Here is a 22560-nt window from a genome sequence, read left to right on the forward strand (position 1 = left end):
CATATGCTGAAGACCTATACCGGCAGCTGCCATTGCGGCGCTGTCCGCTTCGAGGCGGACATCGACCTGACCCAGCCCACCTACCGGTGCAACTGCTCCGTCTGTCGGCGCAACCGGTTCTGGCCGGCGATCGTCACGCCGGACCGGTTCAGGCTGCTCGCCGGCGAGGACGCGCTGTCCGAGTACCGCTTCAACACTCTGCGCAACTCGCATCACTTCTGCCGCACCTGCGGCGTGCGCCCATTCGGCATCGGCAACGACGTGCCGGGTGAGGAGCGCGTGTACGGCGTGAACCTGGGCTGCCTGGAGAACGCCACGCCCGAAGAACTGGATGCCGCCCCGATCACCCACGTCGACGGTGCGCACGACCGCTGGCAGGAAACACCGGCCTTCACGCGTTACCTCTAGCACGGGCATACGGATCCACGGTCACGCGATTGCCACAGTGCGGCGGCGTTTTGCTAGGCTGGGCCAACATCGCCACCCGGCCCTGCGCAGGGACTTCCCGTGAGCATTTCATCCGATTTTCTGGAAAACGTTTTCAGCGATGCCACCCACAGCAGCGTGCCGCTGCGGCCGCGCCCCCAGGTGGAACTGTGCCGCCGCGGCGAGATCCGCGCGGAGAAATTCCTCGATGCCGCCACCGAGGTGTTCGCCGAGAAGGGTTACCAGCATGCGCGCCTGAGCGAGATCGTGGCGCGCGCCGGCGGCTCGCTGGCGACGCTCTACCGCATCTTCGGCGACAAGGAAGGCCTGGCCTGCGCCATCCTGGAGCGCCGCATGGATCTGCATATCCATGTGCTGAGCGACCTCAACCTGACCGAGCTGTCCCCGGAACAGGCGCTGCGGCGCGTCGCGATCCGCCTGGCCCAGCTGATGGCGGGTACCGACTCGCAGGTGGTCTACCGGATCGTGATCGGCGAGGGCCAATCCTTCCCCGCGCTGCGCGACTGGTTCTTCGACCACGTGGTGGCTTCGATCCGTCGCACGCTCGAGGACTATTTCGAGCAGCAGGTCGCCGCCGGCCGCCTGCAGCTGCCCTCGCCGAAGGCGGCTGCGGCACAGTTCTACATGAGCCTGTTCGGCGACCAGGTACTCCGCCTGTCGGCGGGTGGTCCCCACCTACCCGATGTCGACACGCTGGAAGCGCAGGCGCTGGCCGCCGTCGACCTGTTCCTGCAGGGCGCGTTGCCGCGCTGACCGTTGCCCTTCACCCACCGCTGGCGGGCGGCCTGCAACCATGGCCGCCTCGTCATACGGCCGGGTACACATGGATCTGAAGAGCGGTTATCCCTTCTGGGCGGTCAGCAACGGCCTGATGCAGGCGTTCCCGCGCCTGGAAGCCGACCACCGCTGCGATGTCGCCATACTCGGCGGCGGCATCACCGGCGCGCTGATCGCCGACGAACTGGCCCGGCACGGATTCGACGTCGCCGTGCTGGAACAGCGCGACATCGGCTGGGGCAGCACGGCGGCGAGCACCGCGTTGCTGCAGTACGAGATCGACACGCACCTGGTCGACCTTGCCAAGCGCCACGGCGAAGCCGATGCCGCCCTCGCCTACCGCGCCTGCGCCGACGCCATCGACCGGCTGCAGGAGGTGGCGTCCGCATGGCGCGATGTCGGCTTCGCACGCAACCGCAGCCTGTATTACGCCAGCCGTCGCCGCGATGTCGGCAGCCTGGAAGAAGAGTGCGTTGCCAGGCAGAAACACGGCCTTGAGGTGGAGCTGTTGTCGTCCGGACGCGTGCGCGACGATTACGGGTTCGACGCGCCTGCCGCCCTGCTCAGCCGGCAGGCGGCGCGTGTGGATCCGTATCGCCTGACCTATCGCCTGCTGCAGCGGCTGCAGAAACAGGGCGCATCGGTCTTCGACCGTACCCGCGTGGAAGACATCGCCACCACCACGCGCGGCGTGACGCTGCGCACCGACACCGGGCTGACCGTGCGTGCCGGGCATCTGGTGGTCGCGGCAGGCTATGCGAGCCAGCACTGGTTGAAGAAGCCGGTGGCGCGCAACCGCAGCAGCTATGCGGTGATCAGCGATCCCCTGCCGGAGTCGGCGCTGGGCTTTCTCGCCGATACGCTGCTGTGGGAAACCGCACGCCCCTATCTGTATGCACGCACCACTTCCGACCGTCGTCTGCTGCTGGGGGGAGAGGACGATGCCGTCGATATCCCCGCCAAGCGCGACGCACGCGTGGAGAAGAAGGCACGCACGCTGCTGAAGCGGCTGAAGGACCTGTTTCCGGAACTCGCACTCACCCCGGCGTTCTCATGGGCCGGTACGTTCGCGGAAACCGAGGATGGCCTGCCCTTCTTCGGTCCACACGCGCAATGGGGACCGCGCGTGCACTTCGCCATGGCGTACGGCGGCAATGGGATCACCTACAGCATGCTCGGCGCCGGTCTGCTGCGCGCATTGATCGAGCGGCGCAAACACGCACTATGGCCATTGTTCTCCTTCCAGCGCATGGAGCGCTGAACCTGCATTGACGGCGCCGTCATGCCGCTCGCGCGACGCTGCGCTTCCCCAGGCCCCGGGAGGGAGCGTCATGCCACGCGGAGACAAGTCGGCGTACACCGACAAGCAGAAGCGACAGGCCGAACACATCGAAGAGAGCGAGCTTGCGCAGGGCCGCTCGCGGGAAGCCGCCGAACGCATCGCCTGGGCGACCGTCAACAAGCAGGACGGCGGCGGCAAGCAATCCGGTTCCGGACGCAAGACGGCGAAGAAGAAGCCAGCGACGAACACCGCGCACGGCGGATGACGCGCCACAACGGGAAGGCCCCGTCATGTCGGGATGTCTCCCGGGTGGCTGGGCCCTCTGGCCGGCTCGCATCGAATCGTATTCGGTGCGTTTCCCGGACTCTGATGATGTGCTACGCGCGCAGGCGTCGGCAATGGGTGAACATCGGGCGACCGTTCGTCGGTCAGCCGCCCGGCCACCATCCCCTGCCCGTCAGCGCATAGCGGTCGGCTGCGCGTTCGAACGGATTGCGCACGCTGACGCCACCGCACAGCAGGTAGACCGGCAGGAACAGCGGGCCCAGCACCATGTACTGGTACACGTGCGCGCGCTCGTGGTCGCCCAGCCGGATGCGCGGATGTTGCGTCCGCCCCGCACGGTGCTCATAGGTGACGCATTCCGACTCCAGCGTATCGCCGGTATGCAGGATGCTGTTGCCGAAGGTGATGGCGCCGCCCGGACCCCACGGCCAGTGGTGGAACACGATGGCGAAATCGCGTCGATTCCATTCCGGTCGCGCGCCGAAGGGCATGCCCGCGACACCTGCCAGCACTCCGATCAATGTATTGGGGACCGCCCAGACGACACCGAGCGCGCGCGCGGCCCACAGCCCGGCAGGCGCCATGATCAGTCCTGTTCGTTGGGCATCAGCAACCAGAGGATCAGGTAGACCAGGATGCCGGGGAACGCGGCCGACGCGATCGACACGATCACGAAGAGCACCCGCAGCAGCGTGGCGCTCCAGCCATAGCGATGCGCGATGCCGCCCATCACGCCGGCGATCATGCGGTCGTTGAGCGACCGCGCAAACGGTTTGGAAGCACTGTCGTTCATCGCTGGCAACTCCCCCATGGTGGTCCGCGGTCAGTCTAGCGCGTCACCGGGCGGGACCGCCTGAACCGCGCAGCGCGTCGAGCTTCGCCTTGAACCACGTGGCCGCCGGCTGCGCCGGTTGGCCGGGACAACGCACCTGGTAAGCGCGCCCGCTGAGGCTGCTCCTGCTGGCGGCGCGCTCGATGAACAGCTCTGCCGTATCGGCGAGGTCGCGCTTGAGCAGATAGTCGTACTTGCGCTGCAGGTGCTTGCGCGCGTCGTCGCGGCCATGCCACGTGCCGTTGCGCTGGAACTCGCAGGAAGACGTGGAGAGCGCGTCCATCAGGCCCTGGATTTCGCGCTTGGCGGCGGGTGATGGAGCGGCATACGCAGCGCCAGCGTGGGCGAGCACGCAAAGGACGAGAAGGTGGCGTCGGGGCATGGCGGCAGTCTATGACAGCGAGGGTGAAAAACCGATGCCAGCCCGCCGGTGTGGGAGCGACGTCAGTCGCGATCATGGCCCGGACGCCCCATCGCACCTTCGCTCGCCCGACGCTCGTCTTGCGACGCACCCTCCATCACCATACGGCAGGCGCGATCGCGACTGACGTCGCTCCCACAAGCACCATCACGACGCGTGCTACCGGGCGCGCTGGCCCAGCCAATGGTGGATGGCGGTCGGCACTTCGCGCTGGGCGCGGCTGGACACATAGATGCCGATATGGCCGCCCTTGAAGCTCAGCTCGGTGTAGTCGGCGGTGCCGACCACGTCCTTCAGCGCGCGCGATGCGTCCGGTGGCACCAGGTGGTCCTGTTCGGCATAGATGTTCAGTACCGGCATGTCGACGAAACCCAGATCCACCGCGTCGCCGCCGATCTCGATGCCGCCGGTGATGAAGCCGTTGCGCTGGTAGAACTGCTTGATGAACTGGCGGAAGGCCTCGCCGGCCAAGTCCGGCGAGTCGAAGATCCATTTCTCCATGCGCAGGAAATCCTCGATCGCACGCTTGTCGTCGAGGATGTCGACCAGCCCCACGTACTTCTGCAGGTTCAGCCGGAACGGCTTCAGCATCAGGTAGCAGGCGTTCATCATATCGGCGGGCACGTTGCCCAGCGCGTCGACGAACAGGTCCACGTCCAGTTCGCGCGTCCAGTGCGAGAGCATGTTGTCCGGCGTGTGGAAATCCACCGGCGTGACCATGGTGATCAGGTTCTTGACCTTCTCCGGGTGCAGCGAGGCATAGCAAAGCGAGAACGCGCCACCCTGGCAGATCCCGAGGATGTTGATGGCATCGCGGCCGCTGCCATCGCGCAGGTGGTCGACCGCGCCGTCGATGAAGCGGTTGATGTAGTCGTCGAGTTCGAGGAAACGGTCCGAGCGGTCCGGATAGCCCCAGTCGATGACGTAGACGTCCTCGCCCTGCGCCAGCAGCCCCTTCACCAGCGAGCGGTCGTGCTGCAGGTCGACCATGTACGGCCGGTTGACCAGCGCGTAGACGATCAGCAGCGGGATCCTCGCGGTCGGCGCCTTCTCGCCGATGAAGCGGTACAGCACGACCTTGCCGTCGCGCCACACTTCCTGCTTCTGGGTGGCGCCGTAGTGGACGTCCTCCACGTCCGGCAGCGTATGCAGCCCGGCAGACAGCTTCTGCGTCAGCGTGGTGGCTTCCTGCGCCAGGGTTTCGGCGCTGAAGTTGAGCGGTCCGTTCATTTACCTTTACCCCGCTTTGGCTTCTTGCCGGTTTTTGGCGCCTCGGCGCTCGCGCCGAGAGTGGCATTGCGCGCCACCCAGTCCTTCATCGACACGACCGATGCCGGCTTGGCCGGCACTGGTTTCGCTGCCGGCGCCCTGGCTTGCTTCGCGGCCTTCGCGACCGATGCCTTCGATACCGGCGTGGCAGCCGCCTTCTTCGTCCTGGCAGGCTTCTTCGCGACGACCGGGGTCGCGTTGGCCACGGGTGCCCGCTTGCTGGCGACAGGCGCCGCCGCGGCGACGGTCCGCCGCGCAGGCTTCTTCGCTGCCTTCTTCTTGGCCGCCGTACGCGGCTTGGGCGCCGCGTTGGACGCTGCCGCCTTGCGGCGGACGGGCGCGCGCTTCTTCGCTGCTTTCGGCTTCGCTGCGGCGGGCTCGGACGAAGGCGGTGCCTCCGCGACGACCGGCGTCTCCACTGGTGTCGCGGCGCGCGGTGCCGGCGCGCGGCGAGCGGGCGCCGTCTGTGCGCGCGTCAGCTTGCGCAGCGCACGCTCCAGTTCGACGATCTTGCGATGCGCGGAATCGACTTCCGTCCGCGTCGGCATGCCGAACTGCGTGCAGACCTGCTCGACCTCGCGCTGCACGCCGAGGCGCAGCCGCGCCTGCGCATTCGCCATGCCACCGTAGGCATGACGGAAGTCGTCGGACATCGCGACCTGCGCGTACGCCTCTTCGGCCGCATCGATCCACAGGTCGAACAGCGCGCGGGCATTCTGCAACTGGCGGCCGGGCTCCGCATGCTCTTCCAGCTTGCGCTCGAAGCGCGCGAACGCATCCTGGGCCACCTGCAGCATCAACTGATCGTATTGGCCGACCTGGTGCTGGTAATCCTTGTACGCCTGCGCCAGTTGTTGCCAGCGCTCCTGGTGCTCGCGCGACAGGCCGAACGTGGGCAGGTGCATCCAGCGGTCGCCATCGCGCTGCAGGTTATCCAGCCACGGGCGCATCTGCTGCATCCAGCCGTCGAGGCCGTGCGCGCCGCCCTGCATGCTGCGGAAGATGTCGGCGAACGGGTTCTGCGCCGGCGTGGGCTCGGCCATGCCGAGCGCGGAACGCCAGGCGCGGCCGATGTCGGTGGCGTCATGGTCGCGGCCGGTGAACTGCGCGGCGACCTGCTGCATCTGCCCGAACCACTGGCTGGCCTGCCGCTGGAAGCGGCCGACGGCCTCGTCTACTTGCGGCTGCCCGCCGGGTACCAGCTTGGACCACCAGTCGACCGTCTGCTGCCAGCCCGGCGCAGCGCCCGGCATGGACATCGTTGGCGTCGCGCCAGCCTGCCGCAGGGCATCGCCCCACAGGCTCCAGTACTGCTGGGCGACCGATTCGAAATCGCCCGGCCACGGTGGAACAGAATTTGCCATGTGCCCTCCCTTCCCGACCGATTCTAGCCGCGGCCGGCGGCGCGTGCATGACGTGCCCTCACCTCACGACTCAAGGCTTGGGAATGCGCAGCGTCTTGCTGATCATCAGCGTGCCGGATACCGCGAACAGCAGCACCAGCGGATGCAGCAGCCAGGGCCCCAGCTTCAGCGCGCCCAGCCACAGGTCCGGCCCCACATGGCCCAGGTAGGCCGCGATCGCCAGCAGCACGACCAGCAGCAGGCTGGTCGGGATCGGCGTGCCCTCGAAAAATTTCACCTTGTCGCCGCCGTCGGCCAGCGACTCGGCGGTGACGTTGTAGCGCGCCAGCCGGCTGACGCCGCAGGCCACGAAGTATGACAGCACCAGCCAGTCCCAGCCGCCCTGCATGCCGCAGGCGTAGGCCAGCGCCGCCGGGGCCACGCCGAAGGAGATGACGTCCGCCAGCGAGTCCAGTTCGCGCCCCAGCACCGAGGCCTGGTTGCGCCAGCGCGCGACCCGTCCGTCCAGCGCATCGAAGATGAAGGCCAGCGGGATCAGCGCCATGCCGATCATCAGGTCGCGCAGGATGCCCTCCTGCAGGAAGCGCATCGCCGCGAAGATCGCGCCGGTACCGCAGAACGCATTGCCCAGCGTGAACCAGTCGGCCAGCTGGAAATCGCGGATCATCGAGAAGTGTCGGGACATGGCGGCAGTCGTGACCGAGGACGGCCTACAGGGTAAGCCGAACGGGGTGAAACCGTCGTGGGGGTCGACTCGTACCTCTGTAGGAGCGACGTCAGTCGCGACCGCGAGAATGACGTCATCAGGGATTCCGCAGAAGACCCGACATCCTGAAGCTTCCGGGTTCGCGGTCGCGACTGACGTCGCTCCTACAGGAACAGCGTTACCGCGGAATCGCCAGCTGGCTAGCCTCGACGTTGCCCGCCCCACGCGGCTGCGCGCTGATCAGCGCATTCGCCGGCAGCTCGCGGCGGCCGTCCAGCGTCGCGTTGACCTGGTCCAGCGCGGCGTAGACATACGGCAACAGCGGCACATACCGCGCTCCGTAGGCCGGCAGCGCCAGGAAGCCGTCGAAATGCTGCGCGTGGCGGACCTGCCAGTAGCGCACATCGGGATTGGCCGCACGTGCCGCGGCGACGTAGGGCGCGCTGGAGAACGCGGGCGGGACGAGACCGTCGTCCAGGCCATGAATCACCACCACCGGCCGGCGTGTCTTCGGGAAGCGCGCCGCCGTCTGCGCGACGCCCGCCTGCACGCGGCGCGCGTCGTCCGTACTGCCGGTCTGCAAGGCGCGCAGGCACTGCAGTCCCGGCAGGGTGAAGTCCGGCGGCGCCAGCTTCGTGTCGACGATGCCGACGCCTGCGCCCGGCGGAATACCGCTGCCCTCGGACCACCACGCGGCACGCTCGGTGGCCGTCGCCGCGCGCGCGGAGAAGTCGGCGTTCTGGGCCGAGAACGCAAACCCGCACGGGTGCTCACCCACGCCATAACGCCCGTAGGCGGACGCGTACGTCACCGCCACCGCACGCCACAGGTCGAAGCCCACGCTCAGCGCGCCGGCGACCAGCGCCTCGTCGGTCCAGCCGTTCGCCTTCAGCTGTGCGCGCGCCGACGCGGCCTGCGCCTTCGCATCCGCGCCGGTCACCAGGCCCGCCGCCTTCAGCGTGGCGCAACGCGCCGTCCACAGCGGTTCGACCTGCGCACGCAGCGGCGGCTGCGGCAGCGACTCGGCCGGCAGGTCGAGCAACGCGCACGGCATCAGCAGCGCGGCCTCGGTGGTGTAGTCGTACAGGGAGCGCGCGCCGGGCGCGTCGGCGGCGTAGATGTTGGGTTCGCCGGCGACCACGGCGTCCAGCCAGCCGCCCTCTTCCTCGCTGGCGCGCAGCACCGCGCCGCCGCCGTTGGAGATGCCGACCGCGATGACGCGCGTGTTGTCGAAACGGAACGGCGCGGCCTGCGGGAAGGCCTGGTCCAGCGCGGCCAGCGCGAATTCCGCGGCCTGTTTCACGTGCCGGCCCCAGTCGGCTTCCGGGTTGTCCTTGGAATGCGCGTGCTTGACCGCCACGCCGCTGGCGCCGACCGGCGCGTCGGGCGCGAAGGCCAGCGTGTCGCCGCCCAGCGCACCGACCGTACCGTCCTCGCGCGCGCCACGCTGCTCGGTCAGGTCGAAGTAGTCCGTGCCCGCGCCCTTGTCGGTGTAGGCGACCGCGCAGCCCTTCGGCAGCGCCCACGGCGCAGCGACCGCGATGGCGCCGTAGACGCCGCGCGAGCCGGACGAAGCGGTGACGACGACGCAGCGCTTGGTGGCATCGAAGGTGTCAGGCACCTGCACCAGCACGCGATGCGGCTGCTTCGCGCCGGCGACCGTCGCCAGCGCGGAATACTCGCGGCCCGGCACGCTGGCCACACTACCGTAGGCCTGCCCGTAACCGCCGGTCAGCGACAGATCGGCGATGCCGCGCCAGTTCGCCCAGATCGCGCGACGCCGCAGTTCGGCCGGGGTCGGGTTGGCGGGATCGGCGAACGCGGGCGCCGCCATCGCGCGCAGGCCATCCAAGCCCAGGCCGGCGGTGAGCAGGTCGTCGGCACCACGATGGTCGGTCACGCGCTGGGGCTGGATCATGTGGGCCACCGCTTCGGGCTTGGGCGGCGCGCTGCTGCAGGCGGCGAGCGCCGCGCCGAGCAACAGGCCGCAGGAAATGCGCGTCTTCGCGTTCATGCGTGGAAAGCGTCCAGGGTTCCGGTCAGTGCCATGAAACTACCCTCCGCGGGAAGCGCCGTCATCGTACTTTGGTACCACGAACCGCGCGCGCCTGCCTGCTACCCTAGCGACGACACGCAGGAGTTCCCCCATGCAGCCCACCCACACCGTTCTCGTCACCGGCGCCGCCAGCGGCATCGGCGCCGGCATCGCCGCGCAACTGGCCGAAGCCGGCCGCCACGTCATCGTCAGCGACCTGAACCTGGACGCCGCCGAAGCGGTCGCCACGCAGATCCGCAGCGAAGGCGGTTCCGTCGAAGCCGTCGCGCTGGACGTGACCTCGCAGGACAGCATCGATGCCGCGCTGGCGACGATCTCGCGCCCCATCGACGTACTGGTCAACAACGCCGGCCTGCAGCATGTCTCGCCGCTGGAAGACTTCCCCATCGAGAAGTGGGATTTCCTGGTGCAGGTGATGCTGGTGGGCGTGGCGCGGCTGACCCGCGCGGTGCTGCCCGGCATGCGCGAGCGCGGCTTCGGCCGCATCGTCAACATCGGCAGCATCCACGCGCTGGTCGCCAGTCCGTACAAGAGCGCCTACGTCGCCGCCAAGCACGGCCTGGTCGGCTTCTCCAAGGTGCTGGCGCTGGAAACCGCCGACACCGACATCACCATCAACACGGTCTGCCCCAGCTACGTGAAGACGCCGCTGGTGGACAAGCAGATCGCCGACCAGGCACGCACGCGCGGCATCTCCGAGGCCGACGTGGTCAGCCAGGTGATGCTGAAGCCGATGCCGAAGGGTGTCTTCATCGGCCTGGACGAACTGGCCGGCATCACCGCCTTCCTCACCTCGCCCGCCGCCCGCAACATCACCGGCCAGACGATCGTGGTGGACGGCGGCTGGACCGTGCAATGAAGCGAGCCGGGAGTGAAGAGGAGTGAGGAGTGAGCGAAAGCCCGCTTGCCCCCACCGCTCACTCCTCACTCCTCTTCACTCACTCCTGCTCCCATGCCTAACCTGCTGATCGCCGACGATCATCCGCTGTTCCGCGCCGCCCTCCGCGGCGCGGCGGCGGACGCCGTGGCGCAGCTGTCGGTGCGCGAGGCGGAATCGCTGGACGGCGTGATCGCCACGCTGGAAGCGCACGACGACATCGACCTGGTGCTGCTGGACCTGCACATGCCGGGCAACCACGGCCTCGCCGGGCTGGCGGCGATCCGCGCGCAGTTCCCGGCGGTCGCGGTGGTGGTGGTGTCCGCCAACGACGACCCGCGCGTCGTGCGCCGCGCCCTGGACCATGGCGCGGCCGGCTACCTGCCGAAGAGTTCCGGGCTGGACGAGTTGCGCGATGCCATCCGCAGCGTGCTCGCCTGCGAGCAGTGGCTGCCGGCGTCGCTGCGCGGTGCGGTGGCGCGCTCGCAATCGTCCGAACACGACACCGAACTGGCCGGTCGCCTCGCCAGCCTGTCGCCGCAACAGTTCCGTGTACTGACGCTGGTCGCGCAGGGCCTGCTGAACAAGCAGATCGCCGACCGCCTCGACGTGCAGGAGCGCACCGTCAAGGCGCATCTCTCCGCGATCTTCGACCGCCTGGGCGTGCGCAACCGCACCCAGGCCGGCGTGGTGCTGCGCGAACTGGAACTGGCGGATCCGGCAAGGCAGATCGAGTAAGCCTGTCTCGTCGCCGCAACGCAGGTCGGGAACGAAGCTTGGCGACGCTCCACGCCGTCATCCCAGCGAGCGCTGGGATCCATCGGCTTTTTCTTTTGCTTCAGATGGGCGTGCCACAGAAGCAAGATGGGTCCCAGCGTTCGCTGGGACGACGGACGCTGTCGACTGCCCGACCGTCATCCCGGCGAAGGCCGGGATCCAGCGACTTGCGTCGTTGCGGTGCATGGAAGAGCAAAGACGAACGAAGCTCCGCGACGCTCCCTGCCGTCATCCCAGCGAACGCTGGGATCCATTGGCTCTTTCCTTTGCTTCGCATGGACGTGCCACATAAGCAAGATGGGTCCCAGCGTTCGCTGGGACGATGGACGCTGTCGACTGCCTGACCGTCATCCCGGCGATAGCGGGGACCCAGGGACTTGCGTCGTTGCGGTGCATGGAAGAACGAAGACGAACGAAGCTCCGCGACGCTCCCTGCCGTCATCCCAGCGAACGCTGGGATCCATTGGCTCTTTCCTTTGCTTCGCATGGACGTGCCACATAAGCAAGCTGGGGTCCCAGCGTTCGCTGGGACGACGGACGCTGTCGACTGCCTGACCGTCATCCCGGCGAAGGCCGAGAGCCAGCGCCTTCCCACGTACCTCAAGACGCCGCTAGCTGGCTACCGGCTTGAGTCGCCATTCGGCCTTCACAATCCGCCGGAACCACACCGTTTCATCACTCTTGGATCGTCATCCCGGCGAACGCTGGGATCCATTGGCTCCTTCTTTTGCTTCACAGGAATTGCCACAGAAGCAAGGTGGGTCCCAGCGTTCGCTGGGACGACGGATCGGAATCATGGATCCCGGCGCACGCTGGAATGAAGGCTCATCGCGTGGAACAAGCCGCCGTTGCACGACCGCCACAGGCGCTGGTCATAATTTCGCCACACATCTTGACAGCGTTGCGCCGCAACGCGTGCCGGCGCTTATCCACATGTTGGTCGACAGACCATCCACATGCGGTGTGGACAACCCCGGACGGTGTCCGTCATGGCATGGTCAAATTTTCGCCACACATCTTGACAGCCTTGCGGTATAAGGCGGCGACGCGGTTATCCACACGGTTTCCCAAACCCGATCCACACAGCGTGTGGACAAGCCGGATCGTGGAACATGCGGCGGTTCCCCCTGTAGGAGCGACGTCAGTCGCGACCGCAGGCCCTGGCCTCGTTTGCTCCATGGATGACCCGCAGAAGGAAAACATGCGTCGTAGGGCCTGCCGCTCATCCATGGTGCGATGACCGCCTTGCATTACGGTCGCGACTGACGTCGCTCCTACAGGGTCAAGCCGCGCGGCTTTTCAGATCCGCGAGTAATCCCACGACACCATGCGGCCGTCGCGGTACGGCATGACGCCATGGAAGCCACGCGGGTCGGCGTCGAACACCAGCGGCAGGAAGTGGCGGTCGCCGTCCCACAGCGGCAAGTCCATGATCTTCTCCACCGGTACCCACTCCAGCGTGCCTTCGGCATTGGTCTCGAACGGGGTGCCGCTGTACGTCGTGATGAGGAAGACGAAGCCCAGCCAGTCCTCCCCCTGCTTGCCGAAACCCGGCCAGCTGATCGTGCCGCGCAGGCTCATCGCATCGCAGCGGATGCCGGCCTCCTCCAGGATTTCGCGACGCATGCCCGCCACCACGTCCTCGTCGGGCTCGATCTTGCCACCCAGGCCGTTGTACTTGCCCAGGTGCTGGTCGTCGGGACGCGCGTTGCGATGGATCAGCAGTACCTGCGAGCGGTCGGGCGACAGCACGTAGCCGAGCGTGGCGACGATGGGGGTGTAGGGCATGGGAGATCGGTGAGCAGGGGGGTGGTGATTCTACCTTTGAACCATCGGCCGTCGTCCCAGCGAACGCTGGGACCCATTTTGATGTTGGTCTCCGCGGGTTCCCCGCCCCGTGCTCGGAACCGCAAGAGCAAGATGGGTCCCAGCGTTCGCTGGGACGACGATGCGCCATCACATCGCCCGCGCGGCCATCAACCGGTCGAGCACCGACTTCAATGCGAGCGGCCGCACCGGCTTGGCGAGCAAGGGCAGATCCGCGTCGCGCACGGCACGGCGCACGGCGTCGGTCTGGTCGGCGGTGAGAATCAGGCAGGGACGATGACCGTGCGATCCGCGCAGGCGTCCGGCCAGCGCCACGCCGGTATCGCCGTCGTCGAGGTGGCAGTCGAACAGCCACAGCTCGGCCGCGTGTTCCCGCAACGCGCGCTCCGCACCCGCACCATCGCCGGCAACGGCGACGCTGCAGCCCCAGCCTTCCAGCACCTGCCGCAACGCGGACAGCGCGACAGGATCGTTGTCGACCGCCAGCACGCGACGGCCTGCGAGGCCGGGCTTGCCGATCGCCTCGGGCGCGGGCGCCGGCGTGGCCACCCGCGCCAGATCGACAGCGAAGACCGCACCGCGCCCCACCCGGCTGCGCAGCGACAGCGGCGCATCGAGCAGCACCGCGATGCGGTCGGCGATCGACAGGCCCAGTCCCAGCCCCTGCCCTGGCACGTCGTCACCGCGACGGAACTCTTCGAAGATCCGCCGCTGGTCCGCCTCGGCGATGCCGGGACCGGTATCCCATACCTCCACGCGCAGTCGCGTGCCGATCCGGCGCACACCGAGCAGCACGCCGCCACGCGACGTGTAGCGCACCGCGTTGGCGAGGAAGTTCTGCAGGATGCGCCGCAGCAGCTGCGGATCGGTGTGTGCCCAGGTGCGCGTCGGCACCACGGCGAACGACAGGCCGCGCTCGCGCGCCAGTACGCGGAATTCCGAGGCCAGCGGCTCCAGCACTTCCATCAGCGGCAGGTCGCGCGGCTCCGGCACCAGCCCGCCCGCTTCCAGCCGCGACATGTCCAGCAGGCCGGTCAGCAGGTCGGTGGTGGAATCCAGTGCACCGCGCACCTGCAGCGCGGTCTCGCGCTGGTGGGTTTCCGGCAGTTGCTGCGACAACGCATCGGTGAACAGCTGCGCCGCATGCAGCGGCTGCAGCAGGTCGTGGCCGATCGCGGTCAGGAAGCGGCTCTTGGCATCGTTCGCGTGCTCGGCCTCGCGCTTGGCCGTCTCTAGCAGCGTGGTGCGCTCGGCCACGCGCTGCTCCAACGTCTCGTTGGCCTGCTTCAGTTGGCGCTCCGCCTGGCGCGACGCCGTCACGTCGGTATACGTGGCGACAAAGCCACCGCCCGGCATCGGATTGCCGCGGATCTCGACGATGCTGCCGTCGGGGAACACGCGCTCGGTCAGGTGCGGCGTGCCGGCGCGCATGAACGCCAGGCGCCGCTCCAGCGCACGCTCGTCCTGCCCGCGCTGCGGCATGCGCTGCAGCGCCCAGCGCGTCAGGTCGGCGATCGGGCGCCCGACCTGCAGCACATCGGAGGGAAACCCGAACATCTGCGCATAGCGCCGGTTCCAGGCGACCAGCCGCTGTTCGCGATCGATCACGCTGATGCCCTGGCTCATGTTCTGCAGCGCCGCCTCCAGCACCTGCTGGTTGAAGCGCAGGTCCTGCGAGACCTCGCCGACGATGGCGGCCACGGTCTCCAGGTCACCGCTCTCGCGCCGCGCCGCATCCAGCAGCAGCCGGGCCGAAGCCGAACCCAGCACGGCCGCCAGTTCGCGTTCCAGCCGCGCCTCGATCGGCGCCGGCACCGGACCGCTGCGTGGCGCATCGGCCAGCAACTCCTCCACCCGCTCGCGCGGCAGGAAGCGGCGACCGGCATCGCGCAGCGTCTTCGCATCGAAGCCGCGGCTGTCGGCGCGACGCGGCGCGCTGCCGCGCCAGCCCATGACGACGAACGTCACCGCCGTGCCGAGGAACAGGCTGACCCCGACCGCGCGCCCCAGCCGGCTCCAGCCGGTCAACCCGAAGAAGCCGTCCGGCGACAGGCCCGCGATGCCGAACGGCCCTTGCTGCAACCATGCCGGCGTCACGCCGCGCGCATCCATCGTCACCGGCAGCAACAGCAGCCAGACCCACACCGCGAAGCCGGCGACGATGCCGGCGATCACCGCGCGCGGCGGCGTCTGCGGGCGCCAGATGGCGAAGCCCAGCGCAGGCGCCAGCGTGGCCAGCGCCGAGAACGACACCGCGCCCACATCGGCGAGCGCGTCGTTGCCCGCGACCAGGCGGCTGTACGCCCACGCCAGCAGCATCACCGCGACGATGCCGACGCGGCGCTGCATCAGCACCGCCCCGCGCAGGTCGCCACCGGCGCCGCGCAACCAGCCGCCGCGCAGCAAGCCGGGCGCCAGCCAGTGGTTGCCGATCATCAGGCTCAGCGTCAGCGTGCTGACTACCACCATGCCAGTGGCCGCGCTGAGGCCACCGAGGAAGGCCAGCAGCGCCAGGCCCTGGTGCCCTTGCGACAGCGGCAGTGCCAGCACATAGAGATCGGAGGGCACCGCGTCGCCGAACATCGCGCCGCCGGCGCGCGCCAGCGGCAGCAGCGGCGCGGCCATCAGCACCATGTACAGCGGGAACAGCCAACGGGCGGTGCGCACGTGGCGCTCGTCGCGGCACTCGACCACGCCCACGTGCACCTGGTGCGGCAGGGTGAACATCGCCAGCACGCCCAGCGCGACCAGCGGCATGAAACCGTAGGTCGTGGACGCGGGTGCCGACACGGCGGGCACCGCCGGCAGGTCCGGCAGCCCGAACCAGACGAACAGGCCCAGCGCCAGCATCGCCGCCAGCTTGAACAGCGACTCGAACGCCATCGCCAGGATCAGCCCGCGGTTGTGTTCCACCGCACTCGCGCGGCGCGTGCCGAACAGCATGGCGAATACCGCCATCGCCAGCGCCACGTACAGCGCACTGTCCTGCCACGCCGGCAGCGCATCGTTGCCGGGCGAGCGCGTCAGCAGCGCGAAGCTCATCGCCACCGCCTTCAGCTGCAGGGCGATGTAGGGAATCAGGCCGAGCGCGGCGACCAGCGTCACCATGGCCGCCAGCCAGCCGTCCTTGCCCAGCCGCGTGGCGATCAGGTCGGCCAGCGAGGTCGCGTTCGACTCGCGCGCCATCCGTACCAGCCGCACCAGCAGGAAGGCGCCGAACACGTACAGCAGGATGGTGCCGACGAAGGTGGGCGGCAGCGGCCAGCCGTAGCGCGCGGCCTGCGTCACCGTGCCGAAAAAGGTCCACGAGGTGCAGTACACCGCCAGTGACAGCGCGTAGATGTAGGGCCACTGCACCGCCAGCACATGCGGACGCCGCTCGGCGTAGAGCGCGGAGCCGAACAGCACCCCCAGCCACAGCAGGCCGGCCAGCACCACCATGCCGACGCTCAGCATCCTGACCCCACCGTAGCGTGCGCTGCGCGCACGACCTCGCGATGTCGGGCCCTGCCCGAAGACGTTTCCACGCCATCCCGCGCCGCACCACAGGCAGGGCTCTCTCGACGCGGGACGGATTCCGTGCTCGTGCGCATGGCGCACGTTACGGGACGGACCCTGCGCCCTGACATGTCCGTGGCGTGCGCCGCGCGCCCGGCCTGACGATGTCGGACCCCGCGCGAAGACAGCCCGGACACCTCCCATGCCGAGTCGTCGCCAGACCGTCCATGGCGCAAGGAAGGTTGAGCGATCGTGCGCATGGCGCACGCTACGGGGCGGGAAGACATGCGCGCGAGCATAACGCAGCAACGGCGGGCTTTCGCCCGCCGTTGCCGGTTAACCACCAAGACCGTCCGGGTGCTCAGAAATCGTAGCGCGCGGTCAGGCTGTACTGGCGCGGCGGACCGTAGAAGCCGGTCAGCACGCCGTAGGCGGCGATGTTGTAGCCGGTGGTGCGGTATTCCTCGTCGGCCAGGTTGGTGCCCTGCAGCGACAGGCTCCACGCATCGTTGACCTTCCAGATCACGCCGGCGTTGACCAGGCCGTAGCCTTCCTGCTTGATCACCGGGCTCAGGTCGGTGGTCGGCCACACTTCCGACTGGTAGGAATAGCCCACGCGCGCCGACAGGTTGCCGCCGTTGGCCAGGTCGGTGCGGTATTCCACGTTCAGCGCACCCGAGAACTCCGGCGCGTTGGTGAAGTACTGCGTGTCGGCGATGTTGACGCCGCTGCTGATGAACTCGTCGTACTTCGCGTCCAGCCAGGCCAGGTTGCCGCTGATCAGCCAGTTGGCGGTCGGCAGGAACTGGTACTCCACTTCCACGCCGTTGACGGTGCCCTTGCCGGCGTTGGTGAAGTCGCCGAAGAAGCTCTGCGAGCCGTTCGGCAGCGTGTACGAGGTGAACACCGACAGCTGGATGTCCTCGTACTTGTTGTGGAACGCGGACAGGTTCAGGAACATGCGCTGGTCGAGGAACGACATCTTGCTGCCGATCTCGAAGCTGTCGACCTGCTCGTCGTCGAAGGGTTCGCCGGAGCGCGGCACCGCCGTGGTATTGGCGCGGATGTTGTAGCCGCCCGACTTGAAGCCGCGCGACGCCAGGCCGTAGATCATGATGTCCGGCGTGATCTGGTAGTCCAGCGAGACCTTCGGCGAGACGTTCTTGAAGTTGACCGTCTTGTCGAAGTTCGCCGCCGTGCCCCACGAGGTGTCGTACGAGGTGCTGGTGTAGAAGCGGTTCAGCGCGACGGCGTGCTTGTCCTCGTCGGTGTAGCGCGCGCCGACGTCCAGCTTCAGGCGGTCGGTCAGGTCGAAGGTCCAGTCGGCGTACAGCGCGATGCTCTTGGTGTTGACCACGCCCTGGGTGTCGCCGAACAGCGGGTTGGTCAGGCCGGTGGCCAGCAGCGGGTTCCAGAAGTAGTTCAGCACCTGGCCGCCGGCGTCGCCATTGAACCAGTACAGGCCCATGACGCCGCGGGCGCGGCCGCCGCCGTCGTAGTTGGCCTGGAATTCCTGGCTGACCTGGCTGTCGCTGTAGAACGCGCGCACGTCGACCAGCGGCCGCGGCGTGGTATCGAAGTCGATGTTGGTCTCGGTGTCCGACTCGCGCTTGGCGGCCACGTACTTGAACGCCCAGTCCTCGCTCGGCCGCCAGTTGGCGGTGATCGAGGCGCCCTTCATCTCCGTGTCGTTGATGTTCTTCATGCCGCTGCGGATGTCGTAGCGGTCGTCGGTCGGCGGATACGCCGGCGCCAGCGGGTTCGGCGCCAGCATCTTCGCACCGCGCACGCCGGACTGGTCATCCATGTAGTCGAACGCGACCTGCACGTCGAAATCGTCCTGCGAGTACGCGCCCAGCTGCATGCGCACCGCGTTGATCTCCTTGTCGCTGACCTCCTGGCCGGTGAACGTGTTGGTGCCGAAGCCGTCGCGGTTCATGCTGGCCACCGACACGCGGCCGCGCAGGCCGCTGTCCTTGCCGCCGATCTCGCCGCCCAGCGCGGCCTTCACGTCCAGCTGGTTGTAGTTGCCGACCGTGACCGAAGCGAAGCCGGTGGTTTCCTGCGGCAGGCCGCGCGAGATGTACTTGATCGCGCCGCCGATGGTGTTCTTGCCGTACAGCGTGCCCTGCGGGCCGCGCAGCACTTCGATGCGCTCCACGTCGAACACGTCCAGCAGCGCGCCCTGCGGGCGGGCGATGTACACGTCGTCCAAGTAGATGCCCACGCCCGGATCCACGCCCCACAGCGGATCGGCCTGGCCGACGCCGCGGATGTAGGCGGTCACGGTGCTGGTGGAGCCGCGCGCCGCGTACACGGTCAGGTTCGGCACCTGCGCATCGAGATCGCCCAGGTCCTTGATGTTGAGCTTGTCCAGCGTTTCGGGCGTGAACGCGGTGACCGCCACCGGCACGTCCTGCAGGGTTTCCTCGCGCTTGCGCGCGGTCACCTTGACCGAATCGAGCGTGGTGGCGTTGGTGGCTGGCGACGCGGCGGCCGGCGTGGCGTCCTGTGCCCACGCCACCGGCACGGACGACAACAGGACACAGCCGATGGCCAGGCTCAGGTGCTTGCGCTTCATTGGGTCTCCCCCTCCCGGGTATGACATGGCGGCGGACGGATGCCGCCGATTGCAGCGAACACTAGAGGCCGGGCCGTGCAGACGGCATCGTACCTTCGTACAGGGGGACGGCCGGCACGTCGCTGCCGATACTCGCCGCACTTGCAACCGGCGCTGGCCGAGGGGTGTGGGATGTCGTTCCTGATCGTGCTGGCCGCGCTGTGCTTCCTGATGTTCGTGGCCTACCGCGGCTACAGCGTCATCCTGTTCGCGCCGATCGCGGCGCTGGGCGCGGTGCTGCTGACCGATCCCTCGCTGGTCGCGCCGATGTTCACCGGCCTGTTCATGGACAAGATGGTCGGCTTCCTGAAGCTGTACTTCCCGGTGTTCCTGCTGGGTGCGGTGTTCGGCAAGCTGATCGAGATCTCCGGCTTCTCCAAGGCCATCGTCGCCGGCACCATCAGGGTGGTCGGCGCGCAGCGCGCGATGCTGTCGATCGTGCTGGTGTGTGCGCTGCTGACCTACGGCGGCGTGTCGCTGTTCGTGGTGGTGTTCGCGGTGTACCCGTTCGCGGCGGAACTGTTCCGCCAGAGCAACATCCCCAAGCGGCTGGTGCCAGGCACGATCGCGCTGGGCGCGTTCACCTTCACCATGGATGCGCTGCCGGGCACGCCGCAGATCCAGAACATCATCCCCAGTTCGTTCTTCGGCACCAACGGCTGGGCCGCACCGGTGCTGGGCACGCTCGGTGGCGTGTTCATCCTGATCGTCGGCATGACCTACCTGGAATGGCGCCGCCGCGTGGCCGCGCGCAACGGCGAGGGCTACGCCGGCCAGGACGAACTGCACAACGAACCCGAACCCTTCAAGGGCGACCGGCTGGCGCATCCGCTGGTCGCGATCCTGCCGCTGCTGCTGGTCGGCGTGGCCAACTTCCTGTTCACCCGCTGGATTCCGGGTTTCTACGGCGAAAGCCAGTCGTTCGTGCCCGCAGTGATCGGCAATCCCGCGCCGGTGGTGCAGGACGTGTCCAAGGTCGCCGCCATCTGGGCCGTGCAGGGCGCGCTGCTGGTCGGCATCGCCTCGGTCATCGTGTTCGCATGGAAACCGGTGTTCGCCAGCTTCGCCGAGGGCACGAAGAGCGCCATCGGCGGCGCGTTGCTCGCCTCGATGAACACGGCGTCCGAATACGGCTTCGGCGCGGTCATCGCCGCCCTGCCCGGCTTCCTCGTCGTGGCCAACGCGCTGCAGGCCATTCCGGATCCGCTGGTCAACGAGGCGATCTCGGTCACCGCCCTGGCCGGCATCACCGGTTCGGCCTCGGGCGGCATGAGCATCGCGCTGGCGGCGATGGCCGACAGCTTCATCGCCAACGCCAACGCCGCCGGCATCCCGATGGACGTGCTGCACCGGGTGGCCTCGATGGCGTCCGGCGGCATGGACACGCTGCCCCACAACGGGGCGGTGATCACCCTGCTGGCGGTCACCGGCCTCAGCCACCGGCAGTCGTACAAGGACATCTTCGCCATCACCCTGATCAAGACGACGGCCGTCTTCGTCATCATCGGCGTGTTCTACGCCACAGGTTGGGTCTGAGACGCGGCCGATGGCGCGACCGGCGTGACCGGCCTGTGCGCGCGGTCGCAAACCGCGCGCGGCGCATGACCAATACTTCCCGCATTCCGGGGAAGTCAGGGAAATCCGCATGGCGTACTACACCGTCCCGTGGCGTCGGCTCTTCGCGCGCGGGTCATGGCGGCGCAAGACCGTCGGCACGCGTGCCCGCCTCGACGCGCTCCAGACGAAGCCGCAGGCGGCCGCGCCCAGCCTCGACACCCAGGTCCGCCAGCGGCTGAACCGGCTGTACGGCTGGAACGGCGGCGAACGCCCCAGTCCGAAGGACACCACGCCCGCACCGGAAGCGGCTGCCGTCGCCGCCGAGGGCGGCGGCCGCGTGATGATGGGCCAGTCGAACCCGCGCCTGGTGACGATGGCGCGGCCGCCGTTCGCGGTGCAGGCGCTGAACAACCTCAGCTATGGCGCCACCACCGCCACGGTCACCGAGTTCAACGCCCTGGGCAGCAGCGACCGCCAGCGCCTGGCGGCCTACGTCGACTGGCAGCTCAACTGGGATGCGATCGACGACAGTGCGGTCACCAACCGCCTCACCGCCGGCGGCTACACCACGCTCAACAAGTCGCTGAGCCAGCTGTGGGCCGACCACGTCGTGACCGATCCGGAGTACAGCATCCGCATCCGTCCCGCCAACGAAGTGCAGCGCGCGGCGTTCGTGCGCGCGGTGCATTCGCGCCGGCAGCTGCGCGAGGTGCTGGTCAACTTCTGGCACGACCACTTCAACGTGCTGGGCAACGACTTCAGCACCGGCCCGGTGTTCGTCCACTACGACCGCGACGTGATCCGCGCCAACGCCAAGGGCAACTTCCGCACCATGCTGGAAGCGGTGGCCCAGAGCACGGCGATGCTCTACTACCTGGACAACATCAGCAATTCGCGCTCGGGCCCGAACGAGAACTTCGCCCGCGAGCTGCTGGAGCTGCACACCTTCGGCGCCGAGAACTACCTGGGCTTCATGGACCCGTTCCAGGTCCCGCCCTGCCCCGAGGACCCGGCCTATCCGATCGGCTACACCGACATCGACGTGTACGAGACCTCGGCCGCCTTCACCGGCTGGTCGGCGAAGAACGGCCACTGGCAGTTCCCCACCGAGAACGACGGCACCTTCGTCTATCGCCAGTCCTGGCACGACGCCGGCCCCAAGTTCCTGCTCGGCATGCTGATCTATCCGGAACAGCCGGCGCTGAAGGACGGCCGCGACGTGCTCGACCGCCTGGCCAGCCATCCGCGCGTGGCCAAGTTCATCTGCAAGAAGCTGATCCGCCGCTTCATCAGCGATACGCCGAAGCAGGCACTGATCGACAGCGCCGCGGCGATCTTCCGCGCCAACTGGCGCGCGTCGAACCAGATCGAACTGGTGCTGCGGCACATCCTGAATTCCGACGACTTCATCAACAGTTTCGGCCAGAAGAACCGTCGCCCGTTCGACTGCGCCGTGGCCGCCATGCGCACGCTGGGCGGCGACTGGACGATCCGCCTGGACCACGGCCGCAGCGGCGATTTCATGTGGCTGTACGGGTTCACCGGCCACACGCCGTACAACTGGCCGGCACCGAATGGATATCCCGACAGCGGCCTGGCCTGGTCGGGCTCCAACTCCTACGCGATGACCTGGCGCCTGCTGGGCTGGCTGACCGAGAGCAAGGACGGCGAGGTGCCGCTGCATCCGATCGTCGACACCACGCGCGCCAACCTGCCGGTGGCCAACTGGACCGCGAACAATCTGGTGACCTTCTGGTGCACGCGCATCCTGGGCTACCAGCCCGAGGCGGCGCGCAAGCAGGCGCTGGTCGCCTTCATGGCGCAGAACGGCGATCCCAACAGCTACGTCATCACCGACACCAACGCCTGGCAGGGCAGCGACCTCAAGCGGCATTACAACCACGAGCGCCTGCGCAGCCTGGTGGCGCTGATCCTGATGACCCCCGAATTCATGAGCCGCTGAGG

At 68.1% G+C, this 22560-nt stretch carries 17 protein-coding genes and 1 pseudogene; 8 read left to right on the plus strand and 10 right to left on the minus strand.

Annotated features, from left to right (window positions below):
- Positions 1-3 precede the first annotated feature (3 nt).
- From AC04MD_RS16585 to AC04MD_RS16600, 4 genes and pseudogenes are all read left to right on the plus strand, one after another.
- Positions 4-408, plus strand: a complete 405-nt coding sequence (locus AC04MD_RS16585) for a GFA family protein (RefSeq protein WP_475498373.1) — start codon at positions 4-6, stop codon at positions 406-408.
- Between the two features lie 99 nt (positions 409-507).
- A complete protein-coding gene (locus AC04MD_RS16590; protein ID WP_475498374.1) occupies positions 508-1200 on the plus strand; it encodes a TetR/AcrR family transcriptional regulator in 693 nt (230 codons plus the stop codon).
- Between the two features lie 70 nt (positions 1201-1270).
- Positions 1271-2485, plus strand: a complete 1215-nt coding sequence (locus tag AC04MD_RS16595; RefSeq protein WP_475498375.1) for an NAD(P)/FAD-dependent oxidoreductase — start codon at positions 1271-1273, stop codon at positions 2483-2485.
- A 70-nt stretch (positions 2486-2555) separates the two neighbouring features.
- Positions 2556-2759 (plus strand): annotated as a pseudogene (locus tag AC04MD_RS16600) (hypothetical protein); the annotation flags it as partial.
- Between the two features lie 175 nt (positions 2760-2934).
- Here AC04MD_RS16600 and AC04MD_RS16605 read toward each other — a convergent pair.
- The 7 genes from AC04MD_RS16605 to AC04MD_RS16635 all read right to left on the minus strand — a co-directional run bounded on the left by AC04MD_RS16605 (position 2935) and on the right by AC04MD_RS16635 (position 9397).
- Complete coding sequence (locus AC04MD_RS16605; RefSeq protein ID WP_475498376.1) at positions 2935-3375, minus strand: hypothetical protein; 441 nt, start codon at positions 3373-3375, stop codon at positions 2935-2937.
- A gap of 2 nt (positions 3376-3377) precedes the next feature.
- A complete protein-coding gene (locus AC04MD_RS16610; protein WP_475498377.1) occupies positions 3378-3584 on the minus strand; it encodes a PspC domain-containing protein in 207 nt (68 codons plus the stop codon).
- Positions 3585-3627: 43 nt separating this feature from the next.
- On the minus strand, positions 3628-4005 hold the full coding sequence (locus tag AC04MD_RS16615; RefSeq protein ID WP_475498378.1) for a YfeK family protein: 378 nt from the start codon (positions 4003-4005) through the stop codon (positions 3628-3630).
- A 198-nt stretch (positions 4006-4203) separates the two neighbouring features.
- Complete coding sequence (locus AC04MD_RS16620) at positions 4204-5274, minus strand: class III poly(R)-hydroxyalkanoic acid synthase subunit PhaC (RefSeq protein WP_475498379.1); 1071 nt, start codon at positions 5272-5274, stop codon at positions 4204-4206.
- The gene (gene phaE, locus AC04MD_RS16625) at positions 5271-6677 is read right to left on the minus strand and encodes a class III poly(R)-hydroxyalkanoic acid synthase subunit PhaE (protein ID WP_475498380.1); all 1407 of its coding nucleotides are present in this window, start codon (positions 6675-6677) and stop codon (positions 5271-5273) included. The genes AC04MD_RS16620 and phaE overlap by 4 nt, the downstream gene beginning before the upstream one ends.
- Positions 6678-6747: 70 nt before the next feature.
- Positions 6748-7362 (minus strand): CDP-diacylglycerol--serine O-phosphatidyltransferase, encoded by a 615-nt coding sequence (gene pssA, locus AC04MD_RS16630; RefSeq protein ID WP_475498381.1) that lies wholly within the window; start codon positions 7360-7362, stop codon positions 6748-6750.
- A 199-nt stretch (positions 7363-7561) separates the two neighbouring features.
- Positions 7562-9397: a 3-hydroxybutyrate oligomer hydrolase family protein gene (locus AC04MD_RS16635; RefSeq protein ID WP_475498382.1), complete on the minus strand. Its 1836-nt coding sequence runs from the start codon at positions 9395-9397 to the stop codon at positions 7562-7564.
- A gap of 133 nt (positions 9398-9530) precedes the next feature.
- On the opposite strand from AC04MD_RS16635, the gene AC04MD_RS16640 reads away from it, so the two are divergent.
- Complete coding sequence (locus AC04MD_RS16640; RefSeq protein WP_475498383.1) at positions 9531-10298, plus strand: 3-hydroxybutyrate dehydrogenase; 768 nt, start codon at positions 9531-9533, stop codon at positions 10296-10298.
- 93 nt (positions 10299-10391) lie between these two features.
- Positions 10392-11054 (plus strand): response regulator, encoded by a 663-nt coding sequence (locus AC04MD_RS16645; protein WP_475498384.1) that lies wholly within the window; start codon positions 10392-10394, stop codon positions 11052-11054.
- Positions 11055-12392: 1338 nt separating this feature from the next.
- On the opposite strand, the gene AC04MD_RS16650 is transcribed toward AC04MD_RS16645, so the two are convergent.
- The 3 genes from AC04MD_RS16650 to AC04MD_RS16660 form a co-directional block, all read right to left on the minus strand.
- Positions 12393-12881 (minus strand): NUDIX hydrolase, encoded by a 489-nt coding sequence (locus AC04MD_RS16650; protein WP_475498385.1) that lies wholly within the window; start codon positions 12879-12881, stop codon positions 12393-12395.
- Positions 12882-13049: 168 nt separating this feature from the next.
- Positions 13050-16376 (minus strand): hybrid sensor histidine kinase/response regulator, encoded by a 3327-nt coding sequence (locus AC04MD_RS16655; RefSeq protein WP_475498386.1) that lies wholly within the window; start codon positions 16374-16376, stop codon positions 13050-13052.
- Between the two features lie 403 nt (positions 16377-16779).
- On the minus strand, positions 16780-18999 hold the full coding sequence (locus AC04MD_RS16660; protein ID WP_475498387.1) for a TonB-dependent receptor: 2220 nt from the start codon (positions 18997-18999) through the stop codon (positions 16780-16782).
- Between the two features lie 171 nt (positions 19000-19170).
- Here AC04MD_RS16660 and AC04MD_RS16665 point away from each other — a divergent pair, with 171 nt between their 5' ends.
- Positions 19171-20574: a GntP family permease gene (locus tag AC04MD_RS16665; protein WP_475498388.1), complete on the plus strand. Its 1404-nt coding sequence runs from the start codon at positions 19171-19173 to the stop codon at positions 20572-20574.
- A 109-nt stretch (positions 20575-20683) separates the two neighbouring features.
- Positions 20684-22558 (plus strand): DUF1800 domain-containing protein, encoded by a 1875-nt coding sequence (locus AC04MD_RS16670; protein ID WP_475498389.1) that lies wholly within the window; start codon positions 20684-20686, stop codon positions 22556-22558.
- Positions 22559-22560 lie beyond the last annotated feature (2 nt).

It is taken from the genome of Pseudoxanthomonas sp. LjRoot206, assembly GCF_056175725.1.